Annotated in this window: 23 protein-coding genes; 20 read left to right on the plus strand and 3 right to left on the minus strand. The window is 37.7% G+C overall.

Annotated elements, in window-relative coordinates:
- Positions 1 to 17 precede the first annotated feature (17 nt).
- The 14 genes from BR30_RS0119660 to BR30_RS0119725 all read left to right on the plus strand — a co-directional run bounded on the left by BR30_RS0119660 (position 18) and on the right by BR30_RS0119725 (position 14,585).
- Positions 18 to 806, plus strand: a complete 789-nt coding sequence (locus tag BR30_RS0119660; RefSeq protein ID WP_026566498.1) for a DUF3388 domain-containing protein — start codon at positions 18 to 20, stop codon at positions 804 to 806.
- A 51-nt stretch (positions 807 to 857) separates the two neighbouring features.
- Positions 858 to 1,754, plus strand: coding sequence for a helix-turn-helix domain-containing protein (locus BR30_RS0119665; RefSeq protein WP_026566499.1), 897 nt, complete (start codon positions 858 to 860; stop codon positions 1,752 to 1,754).
- A 51-nt stretch (positions 1,755 to 1,805) separates the two neighbouring features.
- The gene (gene pgsA, locus BR30_RS0119670; RefSeq protein ID WP_026566500.1) at positions 1,806 to 2,390 is read left to right on the plus strand and encodes a CDP-diacylglycerol--glycerol-3-phosphate 3-phosphatidyltransferase; all 585 of its coding nucleotides are present in this window, start codon (positions 1,806 to 1,808) and stop codon (positions 2,388 to 2,390) included.
- 36 nt (positions 2,391 to 2,426) lie between these two features.
- Complete coding sequence (locus tag BR30_RS0119675; protein ID WP_026566501.1) at positions 2,427 to 3,680, plus strand: competence/damage-inducible protein A; 1,254 nt, start codon at positions 2,427 to 2,429, stop codon at positions 3,678 to 3,680.
- Positions 3,681 to 3,949: 269 nt separating this feature from the next.
- Entirely contained in the window at positions 3,950 to 4,993 is a 1,044-nt protein-coding gene (recA, locus tag BR30_RS0119680; protein WP_026566502.1) for a recombinase RecA, read from the plus strand.
- A 321-nt stretch (positions 4,994 to 5,314) separates the two neighbouring features.
- Positions 5,315 to 6,874: a ribonuclease Y gene (rny, locus tag BR30_RS0119685; RefSeq protein WP_026566503.1), complete on the plus strand. Its 1,560-nt coding sequence runs from the start codon at positions 5,315 to 5,317 to the stop codon at positions 6,872 to 6,874.
- Positions 6,875 to 6,983: 109 nt separating this feature from the next.
- Positions 6,984 to 7,781: a TIGR00282 family metallophosphoesterase gene (locus BR30_RS0119690; RefSeq protein WP_026566504.1), complete on the plus strand. Its 798-nt coding sequence runs from the start codon at positions 6,984 to 6,986 to the stop codon at positions 7,779 to 7,781.
- Between the two features lie 184 nt (positions 7,782 to 7,965).
- Positions 7,966 to 8,226, plus strand: a complete 261-nt coding sequence (gene spoVS / locus BR30_RS0119695) for a stage V sporulation protein SpoVS (protein ID WP_026566505.1) — start codon at positions 7,966 to 7,968, stop codon at positions 8,224 to 8,226.
- Positions 8,227 to 8,713: 487 nt separating this feature from the next.
- Positions 8,714 to 10,450, plus strand: coding sequence for a 2-oxoacid:acceptor oxidoreductase subunit alpha (locus BR30_RS0119700; protein ID WP_026566506.1), 1,737 nt, complete (start codon positions 8,714 to 8,716; stop codon positions 10,448 to 10,450).
- Between the two features lie 3 nt (positions 10,451 to 10,453).
- Positions 10,454 to 11,320: a 2-oxoacid:ferredoxin oxidoreductase subunit beta gene (locus tag BR30_RS0119705; protein ID WP_026566507.1), complete on the plus strand. Its 867-nt coding sequence runs from the start codon at positions 10,454 to 10,456 to the stop codon at positions 11,318 to 11,320.
- A 184-nt stretch (positions 11,321 to 11,504) separates the two neighbouring features.
- Positions 11,505 to 13,049 carry a tRNA (N6-isopentenyl adenosine(37)-C2)-methylthiotransferase MiaB gene (gene miaB, locus BR30_RS0119710; RefSeq protein WP_026566508.1) on the plus strand — a complete coding sequence of 515 codons (1,545 nt, stop codon included), beginning with the start codon at positions 11,505 to 11,507 and terminating at the stop codon, positions 13,047 to 13,049.
- A 1-nt stretch (position 13,050) separates the two neighbouring features.
- Complete coding sequence (locus tag BR30_RS0119715) at positions 13,051 to 13,506, plus strand: YlbF/YmcA family competence regulator (protein ID WP_026566509.1); 456 nt, start codon at positions 13,051 to 13,053, stop codon at positions 13,504 to 13,506.
- A gap of 240 nt (positions 13,507 to 13,746) precedes the next feature.
- Positions 13,747 to 14,292, plus strand: coding sequence for an outer spore coat protein CotE (locus BR30_RS0119720; protein ID WP_026566510.1), 546 nt, complete (start codon positions 13,747 to 13,749; stop codon positions 14,290 to 14,292).
- 92 nt (positions 14,293 to 14,384) lie between these two features.
- Complete coding sequence (locus BR30_RS0119725; protein WP_026566511.1) at positions 14,385 to 14,585, plus strand: hypothetical protein; 201 nt, start codon at positions 14,385 to 14,387, stop codon at positions 14,583 to 14,585.
- A 13-nt stretch (positions 14,586 to 14,598) separates the two neighbouring features.
- Here BR30_RS0119725 and BR30_RS0119730 read toward each other — a convergent pair whose 3' ends face one another.
- On the minus strand, positions 14,599 to 15,150 hold the full coding sequence (locus BR30_RS0119730) for a GNAT family N-acetyltransferase (protein ID WP_026566512.1): 552 nt from the start codon (positions 15,148 to 15,150) through the stop codon (positions 14,599 to 14,601).
- Positions 15,151 to 15,303: 153 nt separating this feature from the next.
- Here BR30_RS0119730 and BR30_RS0119735 point away from each other — a divergent pair, with 153 nt between their 5' ends.
- The 6 genes from BR30_RS0119735 (at position 15,304) to sda (ending at position 20,793) form a co-directional block, all read left to right on the plus strand.
- On the plus strand, positions 15,304 to 15,951 hold the full coding sequence (locus BR30_RS0119735; protein ID WP_035445741.1) for a protein kinase family protein: 648 nt from the start codon (positions 15,304 to 15,306) through the stop codon (positions 15,949 to 15,951).
- 29 nt (positions 15,952 to 15,980) lie between these two features.
- Complete coding sequence (locus BR30_RS0119740) at positions 15,981 to 16,445, plus strand: flavin reductase family protein (protein WP_026566514.1); 465 nt, start codon at positions 15,981 to 15,983, stop codon at positions 16,443 to 16,445.
- Between the two features lie 109 nt (positions 16,446 to 16,554).
- On the plus strand, positions 16,555 to 17,364 hold the full coding sequence (locus BR30_RS33975; protein WP_035445743.1) for an ABC transporter ATP-binding protein: 810 nt from the start codon (positions 16,555 to 16,557) through the stop codon (positions 17,362 to 17,364).
- Positions 17,365 to 17,510: 146 nt separating this feature from the next.
- Positions 17,511 to 18,395: an SCO family protein gene (locus BR30_RS0119750; RefSeq protein WP_026566515.1), complete on the plus strand. Its 885-nt coding sequence runs from the start codon at positions 17,511 to 17,513 to the stop codon at positions 18,393 to 18,395.
- Between the two features lie 166 nt (positions 18,396 to 18,561).
- Positions 18,562 to 20,631, plus strand: a complete 2,070-nt coding sequence (locus BR30_RS0119755) for a bifunctional rhamnulose-1-phosphate aldolase/short-chain dehydrogenase (RefSeq protein ID WP_026566516.1) — start codon at positions 18,562 to 18,564, stop codon at positions 20,629 to 20,631.
- A 51-nt stretch (positions 20,632 to 20,682) separates the two neighbouring features.
- On the plus strand, positions 20,683 to 20,793 hold the full coding sequence (sda, locus tag BR30_RS36065) for a sporulation histidine kinase inhibitor Sda (protein ID WP_269320623.1): 111 nt from the start codon (positions 20,683 to 20,685) through the stop codon (positions 20,791 to 20,793).
- Between the two features lie 43 nt (positions 20,794 to 20,836).
- Here the strand turns inward: sda and BR30_RS0119765 are convergent, their stop codons facing one another.
- Together BR30_RS0119765 and BR30_RS0119770 are read right to left on the minus strand one after the other, a co-directional pair.
- Complete coding sequence (locus BR30_RS0119765; RefSeq protein ID WP_026566517.1) at positions 20,837 to 21,772, minus strand: amidohydrolase family protein; 936 nt, start codon at positions 21,770 to 21,772, stop codon at positions 20,837 to 20,839.
- Between the two features lie 25 nt (positions 21,773 to 21,797).
- Positions 21,798 to 22,580, minus strand: a complete 783-nt coding sequence (locus tag BR30_RS0119770; protein WP_026566518.1) for an IclR family transcriptional regulator — start codon at positions 22,578 to 22,580, stop codon at positions 21,798 to 21,800.
- Between the last annotated feature and the right edge of the window lie 204 nt (positions 22,581 to 22,784).

The following is a 22,784-nucleotide window of genomic DNA, read 5'->3' on the forward strand; positions in this document are numbered from 1 at the left end:
TTGAGGAGGTTTATTACTTGAAAAAAGAATGGTATTTAGAATATGAGATTCAGAAAAACCGACCAGGCCTGTTAGGAGATATTTCATCTTTATTAGGAATGCTCTCTATTAACATTGTTACAATAAATGGTGTGGATGAAGGACGACGCGGATTACTCATTTTAGCAAAAGATGATGACCAAATTAAACGACTTGAGTCAATTTTACATACGATGGACACAATAAAACTAATTAAACTTAGAGAACCAAAACTGCGTGACAGGCTCGCGGTAAGACACGGACGTTATATTCAAAGAGATGCGGACGATAAAAAAACCTTCCGTTTTGTAAGGGATGAACTTGGCTTATTAGTTGATTTTATGGCAGAATTATTTAAGCAGGAAGGCCATAAGTTGATTGGTATTCGCGGAATGCCTCGAGTAGGAAAAACAGAATCATTGGTGGCTGCAAGTGTTTGTGCAAATAAACGCTGGTTATTTGTGTCTTCCACTTTGTTAAAACAAACAATCCGTAATCAATTAATTGAAGATGAATATAACGAAAACAATCTATTTATTCTGGATGGAATTGTTTCCACCAGACGTGCTAATGAACGTCATTGGCAGCTTGTCCGTGAAATCATGCGACTTCCGTCCGTAAAAGTCATCGAGCATCCTGATATTTTTGTTCAAAACTCAGAATATACACTCGATGATTTTGATTACATTATTGAGCTTAGGAATGACGCGGAAGAAGAGATTACATATGAGGTCGTTGATCAGCATAATATGTTCTCCGGATCTGATTTTGGAGATTTTGATTTTTAATAAAGGCTCTTTTCTTAAAATTAGCCTTAATAAATTGGAAGGTGTTAACAGTTGACTGAATTAGGGAATCGACTAAAAGAAGCCCGATTAGCTAAAGGATTAAGCTTGGACGATTTACAATCCATGACGAAAATTCAAAAGCGGTATTTAATTGGTATTGAAGAAGGGAATTATGCGAGCATGCCCGGGAATTTTTATGTTCGGGCATTTATTAAGCAGTATGCAGAGGCACTAAGTCTTGATCCTGATGAAATTTTTGAAACCTATAAAGGTGAAATTCCTGCAAGCTTAAATGACGAATTGCCACAGCAATTGTCCAGAGTGAAAACACATAAATCGATTTCAGAAAGCAATTCTAAAATTTTTGATATATTACCTAAGGTTTTAATCGGTGTTTTTGTAATTGGAGTTGCCAGCCTGTTATATTATTTTGTATATAAACATGCGGGTGATAATACGAATGAATCAATTAATAAGGAAAATGAACCGGTTAAAATTGTGAAATCGGAGAATCTTGAAAAAGGAAAAGTAGTAGAGAATAAGAAGGACGACACTGAAGAAAAGAAAGATAATACAGAGCAGAAAGAGCAGCAAACAACTGTAGATGAAACACCAAAACAAGAAATTACAGCTGTTCAAAGCAGTGGCAGGAATTCGACCTATGAATTAAAAAATGCAGACAAGTTTGTTGTGAAGTTGGTTTCTAAAGGGCAGACTTGGGTTAGTATTAAAAATGGAAAAGGGAAATCCTTTTTCCAAGGATTATTAAAAACTGGCGGTATTGAAAGTCAAACTGAGGATTTATCAGCAGAAAGCACGGCTGTTATTCGAGTGGGAAATGCAGCTGATACAGATATCTATGTTAATGATCAAAAGCTCGAGTATGCAGTGCCAGCGACTGCAAATGTTCAGAACATAACGATCCAATATGTTCTGAAAAACGAATAGTCATCAGTTGATGACTATTTTTCGCTTTTAATAATAAAACGGAGGAAAACTATGAATATTCCGAATAGAATCACTGTATCAAGAATATTATTAATTCCAATATTCTTGATTATTATGCTTGCACCTTTTGAATGGGGCGATATGCATCTGCTTGGGACAGACCTTCCAGTGACCCATTTTGTCGGTGCATTGATTTTCATTTTAGCCTCATCAACTGACTGGGTTGATGGACATTATGCCCGAAAGTATAACCTAGTGACTAATATGGGGAAATTTCTCGACCCGCTTGCTGACAAATTATTGGTCTCGGCTGCATTGATTGTTCTCGTTGAATTGAATGATGTTTATGCACCTTCATGGATCGTGATTATTATTATTAGCAGGGAGTTTGCGGTAACGGGATTACGTCTCTTACTTGCAGGAGAAGGAGAAGTTGTTGCGGCTAACATGCTTGGAAAAATTAAAACATGGGCGCAAATTGTCGCCATTTCAGCACTTTTATTACATAATATTTTGTTTGCAATGATTCCATTTCGTTTTGATATCGTTTCATTGTGGGTAGCATTAATTTTTACGATTTGGTCTGGATGGGATTATTTTGCAAAAAATAGTCATGTCCTTAAAAATTCAAAGTAAGCTTTACCTAGATAGAAGAAAAGGATGTTGATTACGATGAATGCTGAGATTATTGCAGTTGGTTCAGAGTTATTGCTCGGTCAAATTGTGAATACGAATGCACGATTTTTGTCCCAGCAATTGGCGGATCTTGGGATTAATGTCTTTTTTCATACGGTAGTTGGTGATAATCCTGATAGATTAGAATCGGCAATTGAAATAGCTGAGAAGCGTGCAAATCTTATTATCTTTACCGGTGGCCTTGGGCCAACAAAGGATGATTTAACGAAGGAAACAATTGCTCGCCATCTTGGAAAAGAACTTGTCACCGATGAGGATGCGTTAACTTCGATAGAATTGTACTTTAAACGGACAAATCGCGTAATGACAGAAAATAACCGAAAACAAGCACTTGTATTAAGCGGGGCACATATTCTTCCAAATGATCATGGAATGGCTCCAGGAATGGTTGTTGAAGCTAAGGGCCACACCTATATGCTGCTTCCGGGCCCGCCTAAGGAACTTGAACCGATGTTTAGTCAATATGGGTGTCAGGCACTATCTAAAGCAAACCTAGCCAAAGAGGTAATTGTTTCAAGGGTGTTAAGGTTTTTTGGAATTGGTGAAGCCGCCTTGGAAACTGAGATTATGGATTTAATTGATGTTCAGAGCAATCCAACGATCGCTCCGCTCGCTGGGGATGGGGAGGTTACATTGAGGCTGACTGCAAAGCATGTAGACGGAAAAATAGCACAGTCACTGCTCGATAATCTAGAAAATACCATTAATCAGCGTCTAGGTTCATTTTTTTATGGATATGATCAAACTTCTCTTTTGGAAGAAGTAATGAAGACCTTACAGACACGAAAACTTACAATTACTGCGGCTGAAAGTTTAACCGGTGGACTGTTCCAACAGGGGCTGACCGCCATTTCAGGTGCAAGTTCCGTGTTCAAAGGTGGAGTTGTCTGCTATTCAAATCAAGTAAAACAAGAGATTTTAAAAGTGCGGCAAGGAACGCTTGAAACACATGGTGCGGTAAGTGAACAATGTGCTAAGGAATTGGCTGAGAATGTATCTCAATTATTTAAAACGGATATTGGGATTAGTTTTACTGGTGTAGCCGGTCCTGAAGAGGTTGAGGGCAAGCCAGTTGGTACTGTATTTATTGGGATTGCAATAAAAGGAAAGCCAACCATTGTTGAAAAACTTATCCTTGGCGGTACCAGAGAAGCCAACCGGGGGCGCGCCGTAAAATATGGATGCCATTTTCTCCTTCAATCGTTAAAAGAGTCACAGAATACTAAATAGTATTCTGTGACTTTTTTTGAATAGATTAGGATATCAGAAAAATCAGACAGTGGATGAAACTAATTTTATCTGCCTGCCAAAGTTGCAAAAAAATACAAAAAGGATAGAGAATTACCTAAAATTACATCAAAGTTGCTTTGAAAATAAACGAATGAATGTTCGTTTTTTTACTCGACAAATATTCGAAAAGCGGTTATATTATTAATAGGAATTAATTTAATAGATTATAGCAATTAGCATGTGTTTATATATAAGGGAGGAAATGATTCGTGAGTAATGATCGTAAAGCGGCCTTAGAAATGGCGTTAAAGCAAATAGAAAAGCAATTCGGTAAAGGTTCCATTATGAAGATGGGAGAAAAAACGGACACGAAGATTTTAACGAGTCCAAGTGGCTCATTAGCACTTGATGCAGCGCTTGGAGTGGGTGGATATCCTAGAGGCCGTATTATTGAAGTGTATGGTCCTGAAAGCTCTGGTAAAACAACGGTTGCTTTACATGCAATTGCTGAGGTTCAAGCAAATGGCGGACAAGCCGCATTTATTGATGCTGAACATGCGCTTGACCCAGCATATGCCCAAAAATTGGGTGTTAACATTGATGAGCTATTATTATCACAACCTGATACGGGTGAACAAGCACTTGAAATCGCGGAAGCATTAGTACGAAGCGGTGCCATTGATATTCTTATCGTTGACTCTGTAGCCGCATTGGTTCCAAAAGCGGAAATTGAAGGGGAAATGGGAGATTCTCACGTTGGTTTACAAGCACGTCTAATGTCACAGGCACTTCGTAAACTATCGGGTGCCATCAACAAATCTAAGACAATCGCTATCTTTATTAACCAAATCCGTGAAAAAATTGGCGTTATGTTCGGGAATCCTGAAACTACACCTGGTGGTCGTGCATTAAAGTTTTATTCAACAGTCCGTCTAGAAGTGCGCCGTGCGGAAGCGTTGAAGCAAGGAACTGACATTGTCGGGAATAAAACCAAAATAAAAATCGTAAAGAATAAGGTTGCTCCGCCTTTCCGTACAGCAGAAGTAGATATTATGTATGGCGAAGGGATTTCTAAGGAAGGCGAGATTGTTGATCTAGGCTCCGAATTAGATATCGTTCAAAAGAGCGGTTCATGGTATTCCTATAACGATATTAGAATTGGTCAAGGCCGTGAAAATGCAAAGTTGTACTTAAAGGAAAACCCTGATATTCGTCTCCAGATTCAAACACAAATCCGTGAACATTATGGTTTAGACGGTGAAAAATTTGTAACTGAAACAGACGATGATGAACAATTTGAACTAATTGATTAATGTAAAAGAGCAAAGCTATTTATGGTTTTGCTCTTTTTTTACAAAATGGAATTTAGTTACAATAATATAGTCATAAATTGATAAAGATTTTAGCCTATGGATCATAAAATGATGTCCTATTCTAAATATTTCAAAAAGCCATTAGGACTAAGCCTTGACAATGAATATTCCCACCTTTACAATTAACATGTATATTTTACATTTTTGGTATTATTACAATCCGAAAAAGCCTTGGTGCTTGCTGTATGTTGAGTCTAAACAATGTACATGCCGACACTTAAAAAATGTAACAAAAGTTCATAGCAAGAGGAGGTGTAACGATTGGATTTAATTACTATCATCTCCATTTTGCTTGGCCTTATCGTCGGTGCCGTTGTTGGCTATTTTGTTCATAAGTCCATTGCTGAAGCAAAAGTAGCAGGTGCAAAGAATGCTGCAGAGCAGATTCTTGAAGATGCGAAACGTGATGCTGATTCATTGAAAAAAGAAGCTTTGCTAGAAGCAAAGGATGAAATTCACAAGCTTCGTACAGAAGCAGAACGTGAGGTTCGTGAACGAAGAAATGAAATGCAAAAACAAGAAAACCGTTTACTGCAAAGAGAAGAGAATTTAGATCGAAAAGAGGAAACGTTAAACAAGCGTGAAAATCTTTTAGAAAAGAAGGATGATTCTCTAAACCAAAGACAACAGCATATTGAAGAGATGGAAAGCAAAGTGGACGAGTTGGTACGAAAACAACAAACTGAACTCGAACGAATTTCAAGCTTAACGCGCGAGGAAGCAAAATCCATCATTATCGACAGAATGGAGCAGGAATTAACCCATGACACTGCCATAATGATTAAGGAAAGTGAGAATCGTGCGAAGGAGGAAGCAGACAAGAAAGCGAAGGAAATTCTTTCGCTAGCAATCCAGCGTTGCGCTGCTGACCATGTTGCGGAAACGACTGTCTCTGTCGTCAACCTGCCAAATGACGAAATGAAGGGCCGTATTATTGGCCGTGAAGGAAGAAATATTCGTACGCTAGAAACGTTAACAGGAATTGATTTAATTATTGATGATACTCCTGAAGCTGTAATTCTATCAGGTTTTGATCCTATTCGCCGTGAAACGGCTCGCTTAGCACTAGAGAAATTAGTTCAAGACGGGCGTATCCATCCAGCACGAATAGAGGAAATGGTAGAAAAATCTCGTCGCGAAGTGGATGAATATATCCGCGAGGTTGGTGAGCAAACCACCTTTGAAGTGGGGGTTCATGGACTTCATCCAGATCTTATCAAAATTCTTGGCCGCTTGAAATTCCGTACGAGCTATGGTCAAAACGTCTTAAAGCATTCAATGGAAGTAGCACAGCTATCTGGATTACTTGCTGCTGAATTGGGTCAAGATGAAACCTTAGCACGTCGTGCGGGCTTGCTTCATGATATTGGGAAGGCGATTGACCATGAAGTGGAAGGCAGCCACGTAGAAATTGGTGTTGAACTTGCAACCAAATACAAGGAACACCCTGTAGTAATTAATAGTATTGCATCACATCATGGGGATACAGAGCCAACGTCTATCATTGCTGTTTTAGTTGCCGCCGCTGATGCATTATCAGCTGCAAGACCTGGTGCACGTAGTGAGACGCTTGAAAACTATATCCGCCGTCTTGAAAAGTTAGAGGAAATCTCTGAGTCTTATGAAGGTGTAGAGAAGTCTTTTGCCATTCAAGCAGGACGTGAAGTGCGTATTATTGTAAGACCTGATTCGGTTGATGATCTTGCTGCGCACCGATTAGCTCGTGATATTCGTAAGCGCATTGAAGAAGAACTAGATTATCCAGGCCATATTAAAGTGACAGTAATCCGTGAAACAAGGGCTGTTGAATATGCAAAATAAAGCGGTGCGCATGCACCGCTTTATTTTTTTGGAGGGCTTATCCGATTAAATGAGGTCTGAATGTGATACAATTGAAACATTAAAAATTTTCTTGATGAGAGGAATAAAAATGAATCTACTTTTTATCGGTGATGTTGTCGGGTCACCAGGTCGGGACATGGTAAAGGAATACTTACCAAAATTAAAAGAAAAATATCGTCCGCATTTTACCATTATTAATGGGGAAAATGCTGCAGGCGGTAAAGGAATTACGGAAAAAATTTATCGTGAATTTTTAGGATATGGTGCACAGGCTGTAACTCTTGGTAATCACTCGTGGGATAACCGTGAGATTTTTGAGTTTATCGATTCAGCCAAAAATATGGTCAGACCAGCAAATTTTCCAGAAGGTACTCCTGGGAAGGGGATGGCCTTTTTTAAAGTAAATGATTTAGAAGTTGCAGTTATTAATTTACAGGGGAGAACCTTTATGGCTCCACTCGATTGTCCGTTTAAAAAAGCAGACGAATTAATTGAAATTGCCAGAGAAAGAACTCCATTTATTTTTGTGGATTTTCATGCGGAAGTAACCAGCGAGAAACAGGCAATGGGATGGTACTTGGATGGGCGTGTATCAGCGGTTGTGGGGACACATACACATGTTCAGACGGCCGATAGCCGCATTCTGCCTAATGGCACAGGGTATTTATCCGATGTGGGCATGACGGGTCCGTATGACGGCATTCTAGGGGTGGAGAGAGATGCTGTGCTTAAAAGGTTCCTTACAAGCCTGCCAGTACGATTTGAAGTAGCTGCAGGAGGAAGAAATCAGCTTAGTGCAGTGGTTATTGAATTGGACCGTAAAACCGGCTTTACCAAAAAAATACAACCTATCTTAATAAATGACGATCATCCGTTTTATTCTTAAAGAGCAAATTGATTTTGCTCTTTTTTTATTAGTCTAGCTCCAGATCCTAGAGACTGGAGCTTTTTTTTGTCCAAGCCGGAATATGTTTTTTGACAGCTGAATATAGTAGCAGTGGAATGTTATAACCTGATTTGTTCATGAAACTGCTCATGCGGGATCGGGATTTTCTAAGGAGGAGCTAGAAATGGATATATTAAAAGTTTCAGCAAAATCTAATCCTAATTCTGTAGCTGGTGCGCTTGCCGGGGTTCTGCGTGAAAGAGGTGCAGCGGAAATACAGGCAATTGGGGCGGGTGCATTGAATCAAGCCGTTAAGGCAGTAGCGATTGCTCGAGGATTTGTAGCACCTAGCGGAGTTGATTTAATTTGTATCCCTGCGTTTACCGATATTTTAATTGACGGGGAAGAACGCACAGCTATCAAACTTATTGTAGAACCACGTTGAAAGAGATAGACTTTTGACAAGAAAAAACAAATATAAATTGATACTACCTGCTTGTATAATCAAGCAGGTATTTTTTATATTTTAGGAAAAAATCATATAATAACCGATTAAAATCATTATTCTAAGATAGACTATAATGATTTCTAGAATATAAATATTAGATATTCGTATGAAGAATAAATGTAAGAAAAACTGCCATATAATGAGGAGGATGTATGTTTCTGCAGCAGTCGACATTATCGAATCCGAGTATATTTCAAATAATAAAAAAATATTCATATTTTAGACAATATTTCGCTTTAAAGGGTTGCAATTTTTTGTGCATAGGTCTAGAATTGTAAGCGTTTAGTACATATCTAAAGTTACATTTTTTTAGTCTTTTTGTAATTATAGGCTAAATTCTAGTGAAATACTCGGAATAGTGCTAAACTAATAAATGAATTAATTTATTCTACTTAATTTTTACATATCCAAAGGGGTGTAGGTCATGATCAATCAACTTTCATGGAAAGTTGGAGGACAACAAGGGGAAGGTATTGAAAGTACTGGGGAAATCTTTGCAATTGCACTGAATCGCCTGGGATATTACTTGTATGGTTATCGTCACTTTTCTTCACGTATTAAAGGTGGTCATACCAACAATAAAATCAGAGTAAGTACGACAGAAGTGCGTTCTATTTCTGATGACCTAGATATCCTGGTAGCATTTGACCAAGAAACTATTGATTTAAATTACAAAGAACTACACAGTAATGGTGTAATCCTTGCAGATGCAAAATTTTCACCAAAGAAACCTGATGATACGAAAGCATCTTTGTATGCGGTACCATTTACTGAAATTGCCACTGAACTTGGAACTTCATTAATGAAGAACATGGTTGCAATCGGTGCAACATCTGCTGTATTAGACTTAGATATTAATGTATTTGAAGTAGTTGTTCGTGAGATTTTTGGCAAAAAAGGCGACCAAGTGGTTGCAAAGAATATGGATGCAATCAAAGCCGGCTTTGAAAAAATGAAAGAAAATCTTGTTTCAGATGTCCAAACAATGGAGCTTGAAAAAGCTGATGGCAAAAAAAGGATGTTTATGATTGGTAACGATGCGATCGCACTTGGTGCTATTGCAGGCGGATGCCGTTTTATGGCAGCCTACCCTATTACACCAGCATCTGAAATAATGGAGTATTTGATTCAAAAACTCCCTGCTTTAGGTGGTACAGTTATTCAAACAGAAGACGAAATTGCTGCTTGTACGATGGCCATTGGGGCTAACTACGCCGGTGTACGTACGATTACTGCTTCTGCTGGACCTGGATTATCATTAAAGATGGAAGCAATCGGACTATCAGGTATTACTGAAACGCCATTAGTAATTGTTGACACACAACGTGGCGGTCCTTCAACAGGATTACCAACTAAACAAGAACAATCAGACCTTATGGCAATGATCTATGGAACACATGGTGAGATTCCGAAAATTGTCATGGCTCCAAGTACAGTTGAAGAAGCGTTCTATGATACCGCGGAGGCATTCAATTTAGCTGAAGAGTATCAATGTCCAGTCATTATTTTATCTGATCTTCAATTATCTTTGGGTAAACAAACAGTTGAACCTTTAAGCTATGACAAGGTTGAAATTAGACGTGGGAAATTGGTAACAGAGGAAATACCTGCTAATGAAAATAATGCATACTTCAAACGTTATGAAGTAACAGATGATGGAGTTTCTCCACGTGTAATTCCTGGTATGAAGAATGGTATTCACCATGTAACAGGTGTTGAGCACGATGAGACTGGTAAACCATCTGAATCTGCTGCAAACCGGAATGCACAAATGGATAAGCGTTTCCGTAAAATCGAAAATATTCGCTTTGATACTCCTGTATATAAAAATGTTAAGCACGAGGATGCGGATGTTTTATTTGTAGGATTTAACTCAACACGCGGAGTTATTGAAGAAGCAATGACGCGTTTAGAGAATGATGGCATAAAAGTCAATCATGCGCACATCCGTTTAATTCATCCGTTCCCTACGGACGAAGTTCTTCCACTTGTTCGTTCTGCTAAGAAAGTTGTAGTTGTGGAAAACAATGCAACTGGCCAATTAGCGAATATTATGAAAATGAATGTCGGACATGCTGAAAAAATTACTAAGCATCTTAAATATGACGGAAATCCATTTCTACCACACGAAGTATATACAAAATGTAAGGAGTTGTTCTAAATCATGGCCACTTTTAAAGACTTTCGAAACAATGTAAAACCGAACTGGTGCCCTGGCTGTGGCGACTTCTCCGTACAAGCGGCAATGCAACGTGCGGCAGCGAATGTTGGCTTAGAGCCAGAAAACCTTGCTGTTATTTCTGGAATTGGCTGTTCAGGACGTATTTCTGGTTATATTAATTCATATGGCTTCCATGGGATTCATGGTCGTTCACTCCCGATTGCACAAGGTGTTAAAATGGCTAATCGTGATTTAACTGTTATCGCTTCTGGTGGAGACGGAGACGGTTATGCGATTGGAATGGGGCATACGATTCATGCCATTCGCCGTAATGTCGATATTACTTATATCGTAATGGATAACCAAATTTATGGTTTAACAAAAGGTCAAACTTCTCCTCGTTCAGCAACGGGTTTTAAAACAAAATCAACGCCAATGGGGTCAGTTGAGCAATCAATTTCTCCGATGGAAATGGCTTTGACTGTTGGAGCAACCTTTGTAGCGCAAAGTTTCTCTACAGACCTAAAAGATTTAACAGCATTAATTGAAGCTGGAATTAATCACAAAGGGTTTTCATTAATCAACGTGTTCAGTCCTTGTGTTACTTATAATAAGGTAAACACATATGATTGGTTTAAAGAAAATCTAACAAAACTTAGTGATATCGAAGGTTATGACCCTTCAAATCGCGAAGAGGCCATGCAGACATTAATGAAGCATAATGGTCTTGTAACAGGACTTATTTATCAAAACACTGAGCGTAAGTCTTATCAAGAATTAATCACTGGCTATTCTGAGACGCCTTTAGCCAAAGCAGATCTTGATCTAGATCAAAATTATTTTGATAAATTAGTTTCTGAATTTATTTAATGTATAATAGAAAATCCCGGGGCTTTAGCCCACGGGATTTTCTATTGTTTTCAAGCCAGTAAACCTTTATACTATTATAATGTGTGGATAATGTCTGGATTCTCCTTCATTTTTGCACAAGATTATTATCTTAAATAATTAATAGATGAAATTGTAAAATGGATAGAAAGGGGCATTTGAACAAATGAATGAAAAACAACGTTTAGAAGGTATGCAAGTCGAGTCTGTTAATTCTTCGGACAAAAAATCCGCCAAGGATTACAGCAAGTACTTTGAACAAGTAATTACTGCACCGTCCTTGAAAGATGCTAAAAAACGTGGAAAAGAAGAAGTAAAGTACCATAATGACTTTGCGATTCCAGAGAAATTCCGTGGAATGGGCGAGGGTCGAAAGTTTTATATCCGTACCTATGGCTGTCAAATGAATGAGCATGATACGGAAGTTATGGCAGGAATATTTTTAGCTTTAGGCTTTGAACCCACTGACAGCACTGAAGATGCAAATGTCATTTTATTAAATACATGTGCAATTAGGGAAAATGCTGAAAATAAAGTGTTTGGTGAACTAGGGCATTTAAAGTCATTAAAATTAGAAAAGCCTGACTTACTTATAGGTGTTTGTGGATGTATGTCACAAGAAGAATCTGTTGTTAACAAAATTCTAAAAACCTACCATCAGGTTGATATGATTTTTGGTACCCATAATATTCACCGTCTACCACATATCTTGAATGAAGCATACATGTCAAAAGAGATGGTTGTTGAAGTATGGTCTAAAGAAGGGGATGTAATTGAAAACCTTCCAAAAGTCCGCCGTGGGAATATTAAAGCATGGGTAAACATCATGTATGGCTGTGATAAATTCTGTACGTACTGTATCGTACCATTCACCCGTGGGAAAGAAAGAAGCCGCAGGCCAGAAGAAATTATTCAAGAAGTACGTCATCTTGCTGCACAAGGTTACCAAGAAGTTACGTTGCTTGGGCAAAATGTAAATGCCTATGGAAAAGATTTAGAAGACGGTTTGTATGGTCTTGGTGAATTGATGGATGAATTACGAAAAATTGATATTCCAAGAATCCGCTTCACTACAAGCCATCCGCGTGACTTTGATGATCGTTTAATTAATGTGCTGGCCAAAGGTGGAAACTTAATGGACCATATCCATTTACCGGTTCAATCAGGTTCTACTGATGTATTAAAAATTATGGCACGTAAGTATACTAGAGAACAATATTTAGAATTAGTAAGAAAAATTAAAGCGGCCATTCCTAATGTTGCGTTAACCACAGATATTATTGTGGGTTACCCGAATGAAACGGATGAGCAGTTTGAAGAAACAATGTCTCTCTACCGTGAAGTCGGTTATGAATTAGCATATACCTTTATTTATTCTCCACGTGAAGGTACTCCAGCAGCAAAAATGGAGGATAACGTTCCGATGGAAGTGAAGAAAGCACGCTTACAGCGCTTAAATGCCCTTGTGAATGAGCTTTCTTTAGAGGCGATGAAAAAGCATGAAGGTCAAATCGTTGATGTTCTGGTTGAAGGGGAAAGTAAGAACAATCCTGATGTCCTTGCAGGTTACACCTCTAGGAATAAGCTTGTGAACTTTGTTGCACCAAAATCAGCGATTGGCAAAATTGTAAAAGTCAAAATAACAGAAGCAAGAACATGGTCATTAAACGGAGAAATGGTAGAGAAATTCGAACCAGCAGAGGTGAAGTAAAGTGGCGAAATATACAAAAGATGATATCGTTGCACGTGCGACAGACTTAGCACGAATGATTGCAGAAACAGAAGAGGTTGACTTTTTTAAGCGTGCAGAAGCACAGTTAAATGGAAATAATAAAGTTCATACCTTAATTTCTGACATTAAAGGATTGCAGAAGCAAGCTGTAAATCTTCAGCATTATGGAAAACCTGAAGCCTTAAAAAAAGTTGAAGATAAAATTGCTTCGATTGAGAAAGAATTAGATGAAATTCCTGTTGTACAGGAATTCAAACAATCACAATTAGATGTAAACGAATTGCTTCAAATTATTGCTTCAACCATTTCAAATACGGTCACCGATGAAATCATCATTTCAACGGGCGGCGATGTATTATTAGGAGAAACTGGTTCAAGCATGCAAAATGGCGGCGGATCTTGTGAAGGTCACGACGATTGCGATCACGAACATTAAGACTCCAGCCAGGCTTATGAGAGCCTGGCTTTATTTTTTCCTTACATTTATTTTCCCCTCTGATTAGAATCTTATTACTCTTCATTTTTAAAGTACATGCATACAAGGCACACACCTATAACTCCCGCATAAAATGAACTATGACTAAACTTTTATCCAGTACTCAACAAAATAAATTTCACACTAGTCTTATATCTTGCATACGATGAAATGAAAATGAATGAGGAGGGTTCGCGCGAAATGGGAGAATATAGAGAGATAATTACCAAGGCCGTAGTAGCGAAAGGACGTAAATTTACACAGTCCAATCATACGATTAGCCCGGCGCATAGTCCAACAAGTATACTTGGCTGTTGGATCATCAACCATAAATATAATGCGAAAAAGGTTGGCAAGACTGTAGAGATACATGGCTCTTATGACATCAATGTTTGGTACTCATTTAATGATAATACCAAAACAGAAGTTGTCACAGAACGTGTCCAATATACAGACGTCATTAAGTTAAAGTATCGTGACCATGATTGCCTCGATGACAATGAAATTAGTGCTCGAGTGCTTCAGCAGCCAAATTGTGTTGAAGCGGTCATTTCCCCGAATGGCAATCGCATCATCGTCCATGTTGAAAGAGAATTCCTCGTAGAGGTGATTGGCGAAACAAAGGTTTGTGTTCTTGTCAGCTCAGATGGATGCAAGGACTGCGATGATGATTGGGGTATGGATGTAGACGACGAAGAATTCGAAGAGTTAAATCCAGATTTCTTAGTCGGCTCAGAAGAAGAATAAAAGTAACTAGGAGGTTTTACTTCCTAGTTTTTTTCTTTTTCATGGGAATTATTAAATGGAAAATTAGCAAGCTATGATAAGGAGGTGTTAGAATGAAACCTAGACAGCCTGGAAATAAAAATATGCCTGATTTTGACCAATTAAATGACCGAATAATTGCAGAGAGTTCACCCTCACCCATGTTAGTGATCAAAACCAATCTCGATCCACAAGATGCTACTGAATGTAATCCGTATTATAATGATACCATAGGGAAAAACCCTAAAAAAGTTAAGGATTATTTTGAGGAATAAGAATGCCAGGGGTTTAACCCTGGCTTTCTATCCATTCTGGCTTTAATAACGACAGGACGTACGTATCATGAAATTGCTCATTTTGATTAATATAGCCACGCAGGATTCCTTCATTTGTGAAACCAATCTTCATTAGTAAATTGATCGATGCTTCGTTTTCCGGGTAGACAACGGCACCAATACGATATAAATCTAATTGTTGAAAGCTAAAACGAATTACTTCATTTATTGCCTCGGAGATAAGTCCTTTCCTCCAATAGACAGGATGGAGTTCATAGCCAATCTCTGCACGCTTATTTTTTAAATGTAAACCATTAAGACCCACTGTACCGATGAAGCGCTGATTTTCTTTTAATTTAATACCCCAACGGATCCCCCGTTTATCAACAAAGTTCTTATGAAACATATCAATTAATCTTGAAGCTTCAACAGGTAAAGTAAAACGATTAGTCCCATAAAACCTCGTCACTTCTTCTAATGATAAAATTTCGTATATGTAGTCCACGTGCTGATGGGTTATCTCAATTAGCTTAAGTCTTTTTGTTTCTAAAATGGGAAAAGTCATAGCAAATCCTTTCTATTAGCCCTTAGTACTCCACCGTTAACAAAATTGAAAATAGGGAATTTCCAAATGAATTCTAAATCTTTCTATTAACTATTAGTGTATAATGGCATAAAAGAAATTTCCATTATATTTTGGTTTAGAAGGTGTACAATTTTGCAAAAAGCAGAGTATATAAATTTAATAGAAACAGAATTATTCCCGAAAATACAATTAACGACAATCAGTCCGTTTGACCCGATTATCGTAGAAAATCAATCACAAATCTGGAGAACCATCGGAAGTGGTAATTATGCTGGGGTATTTTCGCTTGATGCAAAGCCAGAATGGGTTGTAAAAGTATATGGTCGAAGTCCTGAGGAACTTAAGAAGGAAATTGAAGTATATAAAAGATTAGGAAATCATAAAAGTTATTCTACTCTGTTTGATTATGGGGAAAATTATTTAATCTTAAAAAAGCTGGAAGGTATCACTTTGTTTGATGCCTTGGTAAAGGGGGTTCCAATTCCCGAAACAGTAATTAAAGATATTGATTCCGGTTTAGATTATGCAAGGTCGATTGGATTAAATCCCTATGATGTCCATGGGAAAAATGTCGTCATGTTTGAGGGCAGAGGATATATTGTTGATATATCCGATTTTTATAAAAAAGGGTTTTGTAGGAAATGGAAAGATTTAAAAAAAGCTTATTATAAGATTTATTTACCATATATATATAAATATCATCCACCAATCCCTTTTTTAATGGTTGATGCAATGCGGAAAGGATATCGGATGTATCGTCGTTTGAAAAAGAAAGGCTAAAAAATAATAATATTTAGTGAGGTGTTATTATGGATGACCGTCAGTTTCGAAACGCAATGGGGAAATTTGCAACTGGAGTAACAGTAGTGGCAACAGAAGTAGCGGGAAATGTACATGGAATGACTGCGAATGCCTTTATGTCTGTTTCGCTTAATCCAAAACTTGTTGTCATTTCGATTGCTGAAAAAGCACAAATGCTTGAAAAAATAAAACAAAGTAAAAAGTTCTCTGTCAATATACTTGCTGCTAAACAGCAAGAATTATCAATGATATTTGCGGGGCAGTTAAAAAATCAACAAGAAGTAGCGTTTGAGCGTCTTGAAGGAATACCTGTCTTACCAGGAGCTGTGGCTCAAATTACATGTGAAGTATCGGCCGAGCATGTGGAAGGAGATCATACCCTTTTTATTGGCCGGGTAACTAGTATTAATTTGGAGGATTCGGACCCGCTAATTTATTATAGTGGAAAATATCGATTGCTTGCAGATGAGTAAATAAAGATTCAATAAGTCCTATTTGCTAGGGCTTATTTTTTTGTTTTCTGAAAATTTGATACAATAGAAATACAATACATACCATAAAAATATGAAAGGAGCCATCACGATGGTTTTACAGCTTGAAAATGTATCATTACGAAGAGAAGGAAATTGGATTTTGCAAGATGTAAATTGGCAGATTAATAGAGGAGAAAACTGGGTATTATTTGGTTTAAATGGCTCGGGTAAAACTGCGATCTTAAATTTATTAAATGCCTATTATTTTCCGACGACAGGGAACGTAACTGTACTGGGGATGGAATTTGGGAAAACATATTTAAGTGAGAAACTGTGCAAACAGATTGGATTTGTTTCCTCTTCACTTCAGGAAAAATTTCATCCAGGAGATAATGCTTTTGAGGTTGTCTTAAGCGGTGCTTTTGCATCGATTGGTCTCTATGAAACACCGACAGATGGAATGAGAAAAAAAGCTGTTGAACTCTTGGAAACACTTGGTTGTATTAGATATGCAAACCGAAATTACGAAAAATTATCACAAGGGGAAAAGCAGCGTGTTTTAATTGCTCGTGCACTGATGGCTGACCCTTCTTTGCTTATTTTTGATGAACCGACAAATGGATTAGATTTTATCGCACGCGAACAACTGTTAGAATCGATTGGAAAAATTGCAAATAAACCCGATGGACCGACATTGATTTATGTCACCCATCATCTCGAGGAAATCCTGCCTGTTTTCAATAAAACCCTTTTACTAAAAGAGGGTCAAGTTTTTGCAGAGGGAGAGACAAGTAAATTGATATCAAGTGAAAAGTTAACGGAATTTTTCAATCTTCCAGTACAGGTTGAGTGGAAGTTAAACCGTCCATTGCTTACAAGACTACAGGTTGATGAGGAAGATAGAATCAGTACATATTGATGATTGAAAAGGCGCATGAATTCATCATGCGCCTACAATCGTTATTTTGGCATATGTGTAAAACTTCACAGATTTAAAGAAGATTGTAGTATATAGTAAAAGGGAGCTGTGATATTAAAATTTATCTGACTGAGAGGTTAGGCACGATGAAAAAATCTTTTGTTTTCATATTGAGTCTGATGTTTATATTTATTGCAGGCTGTGGGTCAGCCAGTAACTTAACGATAAAACTTTCTACACCAAAAACATTTACTCCAGGAAATATATATGCGATGCAGTTTTCAGTGGTCGACAAACAGGGAAAACCGGTGGAGGGTGCTAAAGTGAGTGCTGATTTAACTATGAAAAATATGGACCACGGTACAACCCCCGTAGCTGTCGAAGAAATTGGAGATGGCAAATATATTGGAACGTCTAATTTAGCGATGAATGGTGATTGGGTTGCTTCAATAAAAGTCGAACACGATGGAAAAACTGTTGAGGACGAAAAGCAATTCACTGTTGAGGCAAAAACATTAGCAAATGCCCATAAAGTGACAAAAGAGGTCACCTTACCTGATTTTACGTTAATTGACCAGAATGGAAATTCAGTAACGAAACAAGATTTTTTAGGAAAAACCGTTGTACTGACCTTTACGTATGTTAATTGTATCGACCCGAACGCATGTCCGATATTATTGGGGAATTTCAGCAATTTGCAGCAGGATCTGAAATCAAAAGGAAGTAAAACAGATAATCTTTTACTTGTTTCCGTTTCACTTGATCCTGAAAATGATACACCAGAAGTCATGAAAGAACACGCAAATAAAATGAATTTTGATCTCTCCTACTTGAAAATGCTGACAGGGGATAAGAATCAGATTCAAAACTTGGCAGATACCCTTGGTGAGCATTTCGAAAACAAAGGGTCCGAGGTTTTACATGACAACAAAACGTTTATCTTTAATGGAGACGGAAGGCTGACGCATGAATTTACAGGTAGTATCATTAATCGTGATGAATTGTTCCAGATTGTTGCAGGAGAAAAATAGAGAATGAGCAGGTCTGCCTCCTTTTTGGGGGTAGATTTTTTTGTATTTCTGACCTTTAAATAAAAACAAGTAAAAAATAAAATTTTATATTCAAAAATAAACAAAAGTAATATATAATAAAATCAGAAGTTAATAAACATATATACATACAAACGGAGGAATTGGGATGGTAATGAATCTTTGGGATACTGAAAAAGCTTCACAGGTTTCAAAAGGGGTAGAAGAATTAGTGTATCGCTCCAATTTAATTGGAACGGATCGTGCCGTATGTAACTGGGGTGGCGGCAATACTTCCATGAAAACAATTGAAAAGGATTTCCGTGGACGCGAAATAGAGGTAATGTGGGTAAAAGGCAGCGGATCTGATTTAGCGAGCATGAAAGCACATAACTTTACTGGATTAAATTTAGAAGATATTCGTCCATTATTTGAACGCGATGAAATGCCAGATGAAGATATGGTTGCATATCTTTCACATTGTATGATTGACAGCAAACATCCAAGAGCATCGATCGAAACATTATTGCATGCGTTCCTGCCATTTAAGCATGTAGACCATACACATCCAGATGCGATTATTAGCCTTTGCTGTGCTGATAATGGAAAACAGCTTGCTGAAGAGATTTTCGGAAATCGTTTTGTCTGGGTTCCGTATGTACGTCCTGGCTTTACACTTTCAAAAATGATCGCAGAAGGAGTTAAAAATAACCCGAATGCCGAGCTTGTTTTAATGGAGAAACACGGACTTGTTACGTGGGGAGAAACATCTGAACAATCTTACGCAAAAACAATCGAAATTATCAATGAAGCAGAACAATATATTAATGAAAGAGTCGATGAAGCGTCTGTATTTGGCGGACAAAAATATCAATCTCTTTCTGAGGAAGAAGCAACCAGTATTTTAGCAAAAGTATTGCCAATTATCCGTGGTGCAGTAAGTGAAGAAAAGAAAATGCTATTAACCTATGACCGTGGAGAAGATGTTTTGCAATTTGTTAACAGCCAAAATGCACCTGAGCTTTCACAAATTGGTGCTGCATGTCCAGACCATTTAGTTCACACAAAAATGGTCCCACTTTATATCAAATGGGATCCGCAATCAAAAGATTTAGATGCGCTAATTGCTAGTATTAAAGAGGGAGTTGCCAGTTTCAAAGCGGCTTACCAAGAATATTTTAATCGTAACAAAAATCAAGGCGATAAAATGTTTGAACCAGCTCCACGTGTCATCCTCATTCCTGGGGTTGGAATGGTGAACTCTGGAAAGGATGTTAGCAATTCTAGAGTAAGCGGGGCATTATATCATCGTGCGATTGCTGTTATGAAAGGTTCTACTACATTAGGAAACTTTGTATCTTTAAGCGAGAATGAATCCTATAACGTGGAATATTGGCCATTAGAGCTATATAAATTAACACTTGCTCCACGAGAGACAGAATTTTCTAGAAAAGTAGCTTTTATCACCGGAGGAGCGGGTGGAATTGGCAGTGCAACAGCTCGTCGTCTTGTTTCAGAAGGTGCACATGTGGTGCTAGCTGATCTAAATTTAGAAGGTGCAGAAAAAGTTACTGCTGAAATAAACGAAAAATTTGGAGCGAATCGTGCTCTTGCTGTTAAGATGGATGTTACGAGTGAAGAGCAAGTTCAAACTGCTTTTGATCAAACAGCACTAACATTTGGCGGTGTTGACATTATTGTCAACAATGCAGGTCTTGCAACATCAAGTCCATTTGAAGAAACAACACTCAAAGAGTGGAATCTAAATATGAATGTATTAGGTACAGGTTACTTCTTGGTTGCCCGTGAAGCATTTAAGCAAATGAAAGATCAAGCGATTGGCGGTAACATGGTGTTTATCGGATCGAAAAACTCTGTGTACGCTGGTAAGAATGCAGCAGCTTACAGCTCAGTGAAAGCACTTGAAACACACTTAGCAAGATGTATTGCGGCTGAAGGCGGCGAATATGGAATTCGTGTAAACTCTGTTCTTCCGGATGCGGTTCTTCAAGGTTCAGCAATTTGGGGTTCAAGATGGCGTGAGGAACGTGCTGCAGCATATGGGATCGATCCGGATCAATTAGAAGAGCATTACCGTAAACGCACGACCTTACTCGTAAATATTTATCCATCAGATATTGCAGAATCAATTGCATTCTTTGCTTCATCAAAATCAGACAGAACAACTGGATGTATGTTAACGGTGGATGGCGGAGTGCCTGCTGCATTTACTAGATAAAATTTTTACGTAAAAGCTTTTTGGAGTGAGATGATTATTCAGAAATTAAGCATGGAACAATTGCTCGAAACACTAAATAAAGCAATTGAATTAAATTTGAGACAAGACTTTATTGAACTACTAGTAAACGAGTTAGATAGAAAACGATTCATGGTTTATTAACAAAAAAGTTGACTCCTATATAAAAGGGGTCAACTTTTTTCATCTATACAAAGATCGAACTGGAACCTTTTGTAATAAATTCCTTTGGAGGCCACATTGAGAGGTCAAAAGGGAAATCAGAACCAGGAACGACTCTGTCTTCTCCAACTGTTTTAATTAGAAAATCAATACTATCCGGGCTCCATAAAACGGTATCATACCAAAAACGATTTAAGTATTCAGATGGTTTTGCTTTCAGTTTGGAAGAGACAAGCCCCCAATGTTCATAGCCCTTATCAAGTCTGCCAATTTGATAGGGCAGGAAACCTCCGCCATGTGCAAATAATATTTTTACATTCGGATATTGATCAATCATTCCGCTTAAAAGAATATCTGTTGCACAAACTGTTGTTTCCCAAGGTACACCAATTAGATTAGGCATCATTCTTCGCTTTAAGCGAGGGTCTTCACATAATAATGGGTGAATAAAAACTATCGCATGTAATCGATTGGCTTCTTCGAAAAAAGGGATGAAAAAGTCGTCAGATAACATATGTTCAGATAAACCCGGACCAATGATGACTCCTTTTAATCCCAGATTCATCGCCTGACTTAAGACTTGAGCAGCTTTTTCTGGATTGGTAAGAGGGACAGTTCCTAAAGCAGAGAGTTTCTGAGGTGCTTTATTGGTCCAATCAGCTAATGCCTGATTGTATAAAGTTGCCATATCAGTGGTGATCTCTTCAGAGAAATCATAGAGAAACAGTTGGGGGATTGGTGAGATAAGCGAATGAGAAACACCGGCTTTTTCCTGTTCGTCCAAGTAATAGTCACCTTCAACAAAACCCTTTTTCAGCTCAAATCCCCATTTTTCATTTATCGTTAAGAATGGATCTTTCGTGCCATCTTTTTGGGTCCATTTCGCATTAATGATCTTCTGATGGTCTTGAAGCCAAGCGATTACTTCCGGTGGAATAAAATGAGTATGGAAATCATGCATGTAATATCACTCCTATACGATTATATCAATCTATTTTTCGATATCCCATATTTCTAGAAATATCTAAACTAGCACTAATAACTTTTTTAGCTATACTTTGAATTTTATGAGCTGGAATTCTCTGCTTTGGACCTACAATGGATAAGGCTGCAATTACTTTTCCTTTGTAATCATAAATCGGTGCAGCAATAGAAGTGACTCCATCAAGTAATTCTTCGACACTAGATGCATAGCCATTTTTCCTTACTTCACGTAAGTGAGCATGAAGCATATCGGTGTCTGTAATCGTGTTTTTTGAGTATTTATGAAGACCTTTTTCGATTACGCTCTGCGTCACTTCTTCATCAGAGAATGCTAGTAAAACTTTCCCTGAACTTGTACAGTAAGGCGGATTTCTTCGTCCAACATGAGTTAAGAATCGAACAGGATGATTGCATTCTACTTTATGAAGATAGATGACATCCGACTGATCTAAAACAGATATGTGGGCGGTTTCACCAAGTGTCTCAACTAGCTTGTTTAAGACCGGCTGTGAGTCACGATAGATATCCATTGAACTATATACGACACCACTAAGAGTAAGAATAGAGAGGCCTAAGCGATATTTTTTAGTTTCGGGATCTTTATGCACGAACCCTTCGCTTGCAAGGGTTGCCATGGTCCGGCTGACTGTACTTTTGTTTAATCCTAGAGAAGTCGAAATTTCACCAATTTTCTTTTCAGGTTCATCCATCGAGAAACTATTTAAAATCCGAAGAGCATTTTTTAAGGAAGAAAGATAATTTTCTTCCTGTTTCTTTGTTTCCATCACTCATTCCTCCCCATACCCCTGTTTCATTATGTAAAACTAGGTTGCTTTATAGTGGTCAATATATCAAAAGAAAAATGAAAAGAAAAGTTATTTTTTAAAAATTAAAATTATTTTTAATTGTTTCACATAGAGAAACAACGATGTTGTATATGAAATTAAAAGGGGATATCTTCTAGTTAAGTAAAATATAGTTTTCTAATT

The organism is Bacillus sp. UNC41MFS5, from assembly GCF_000686805.1.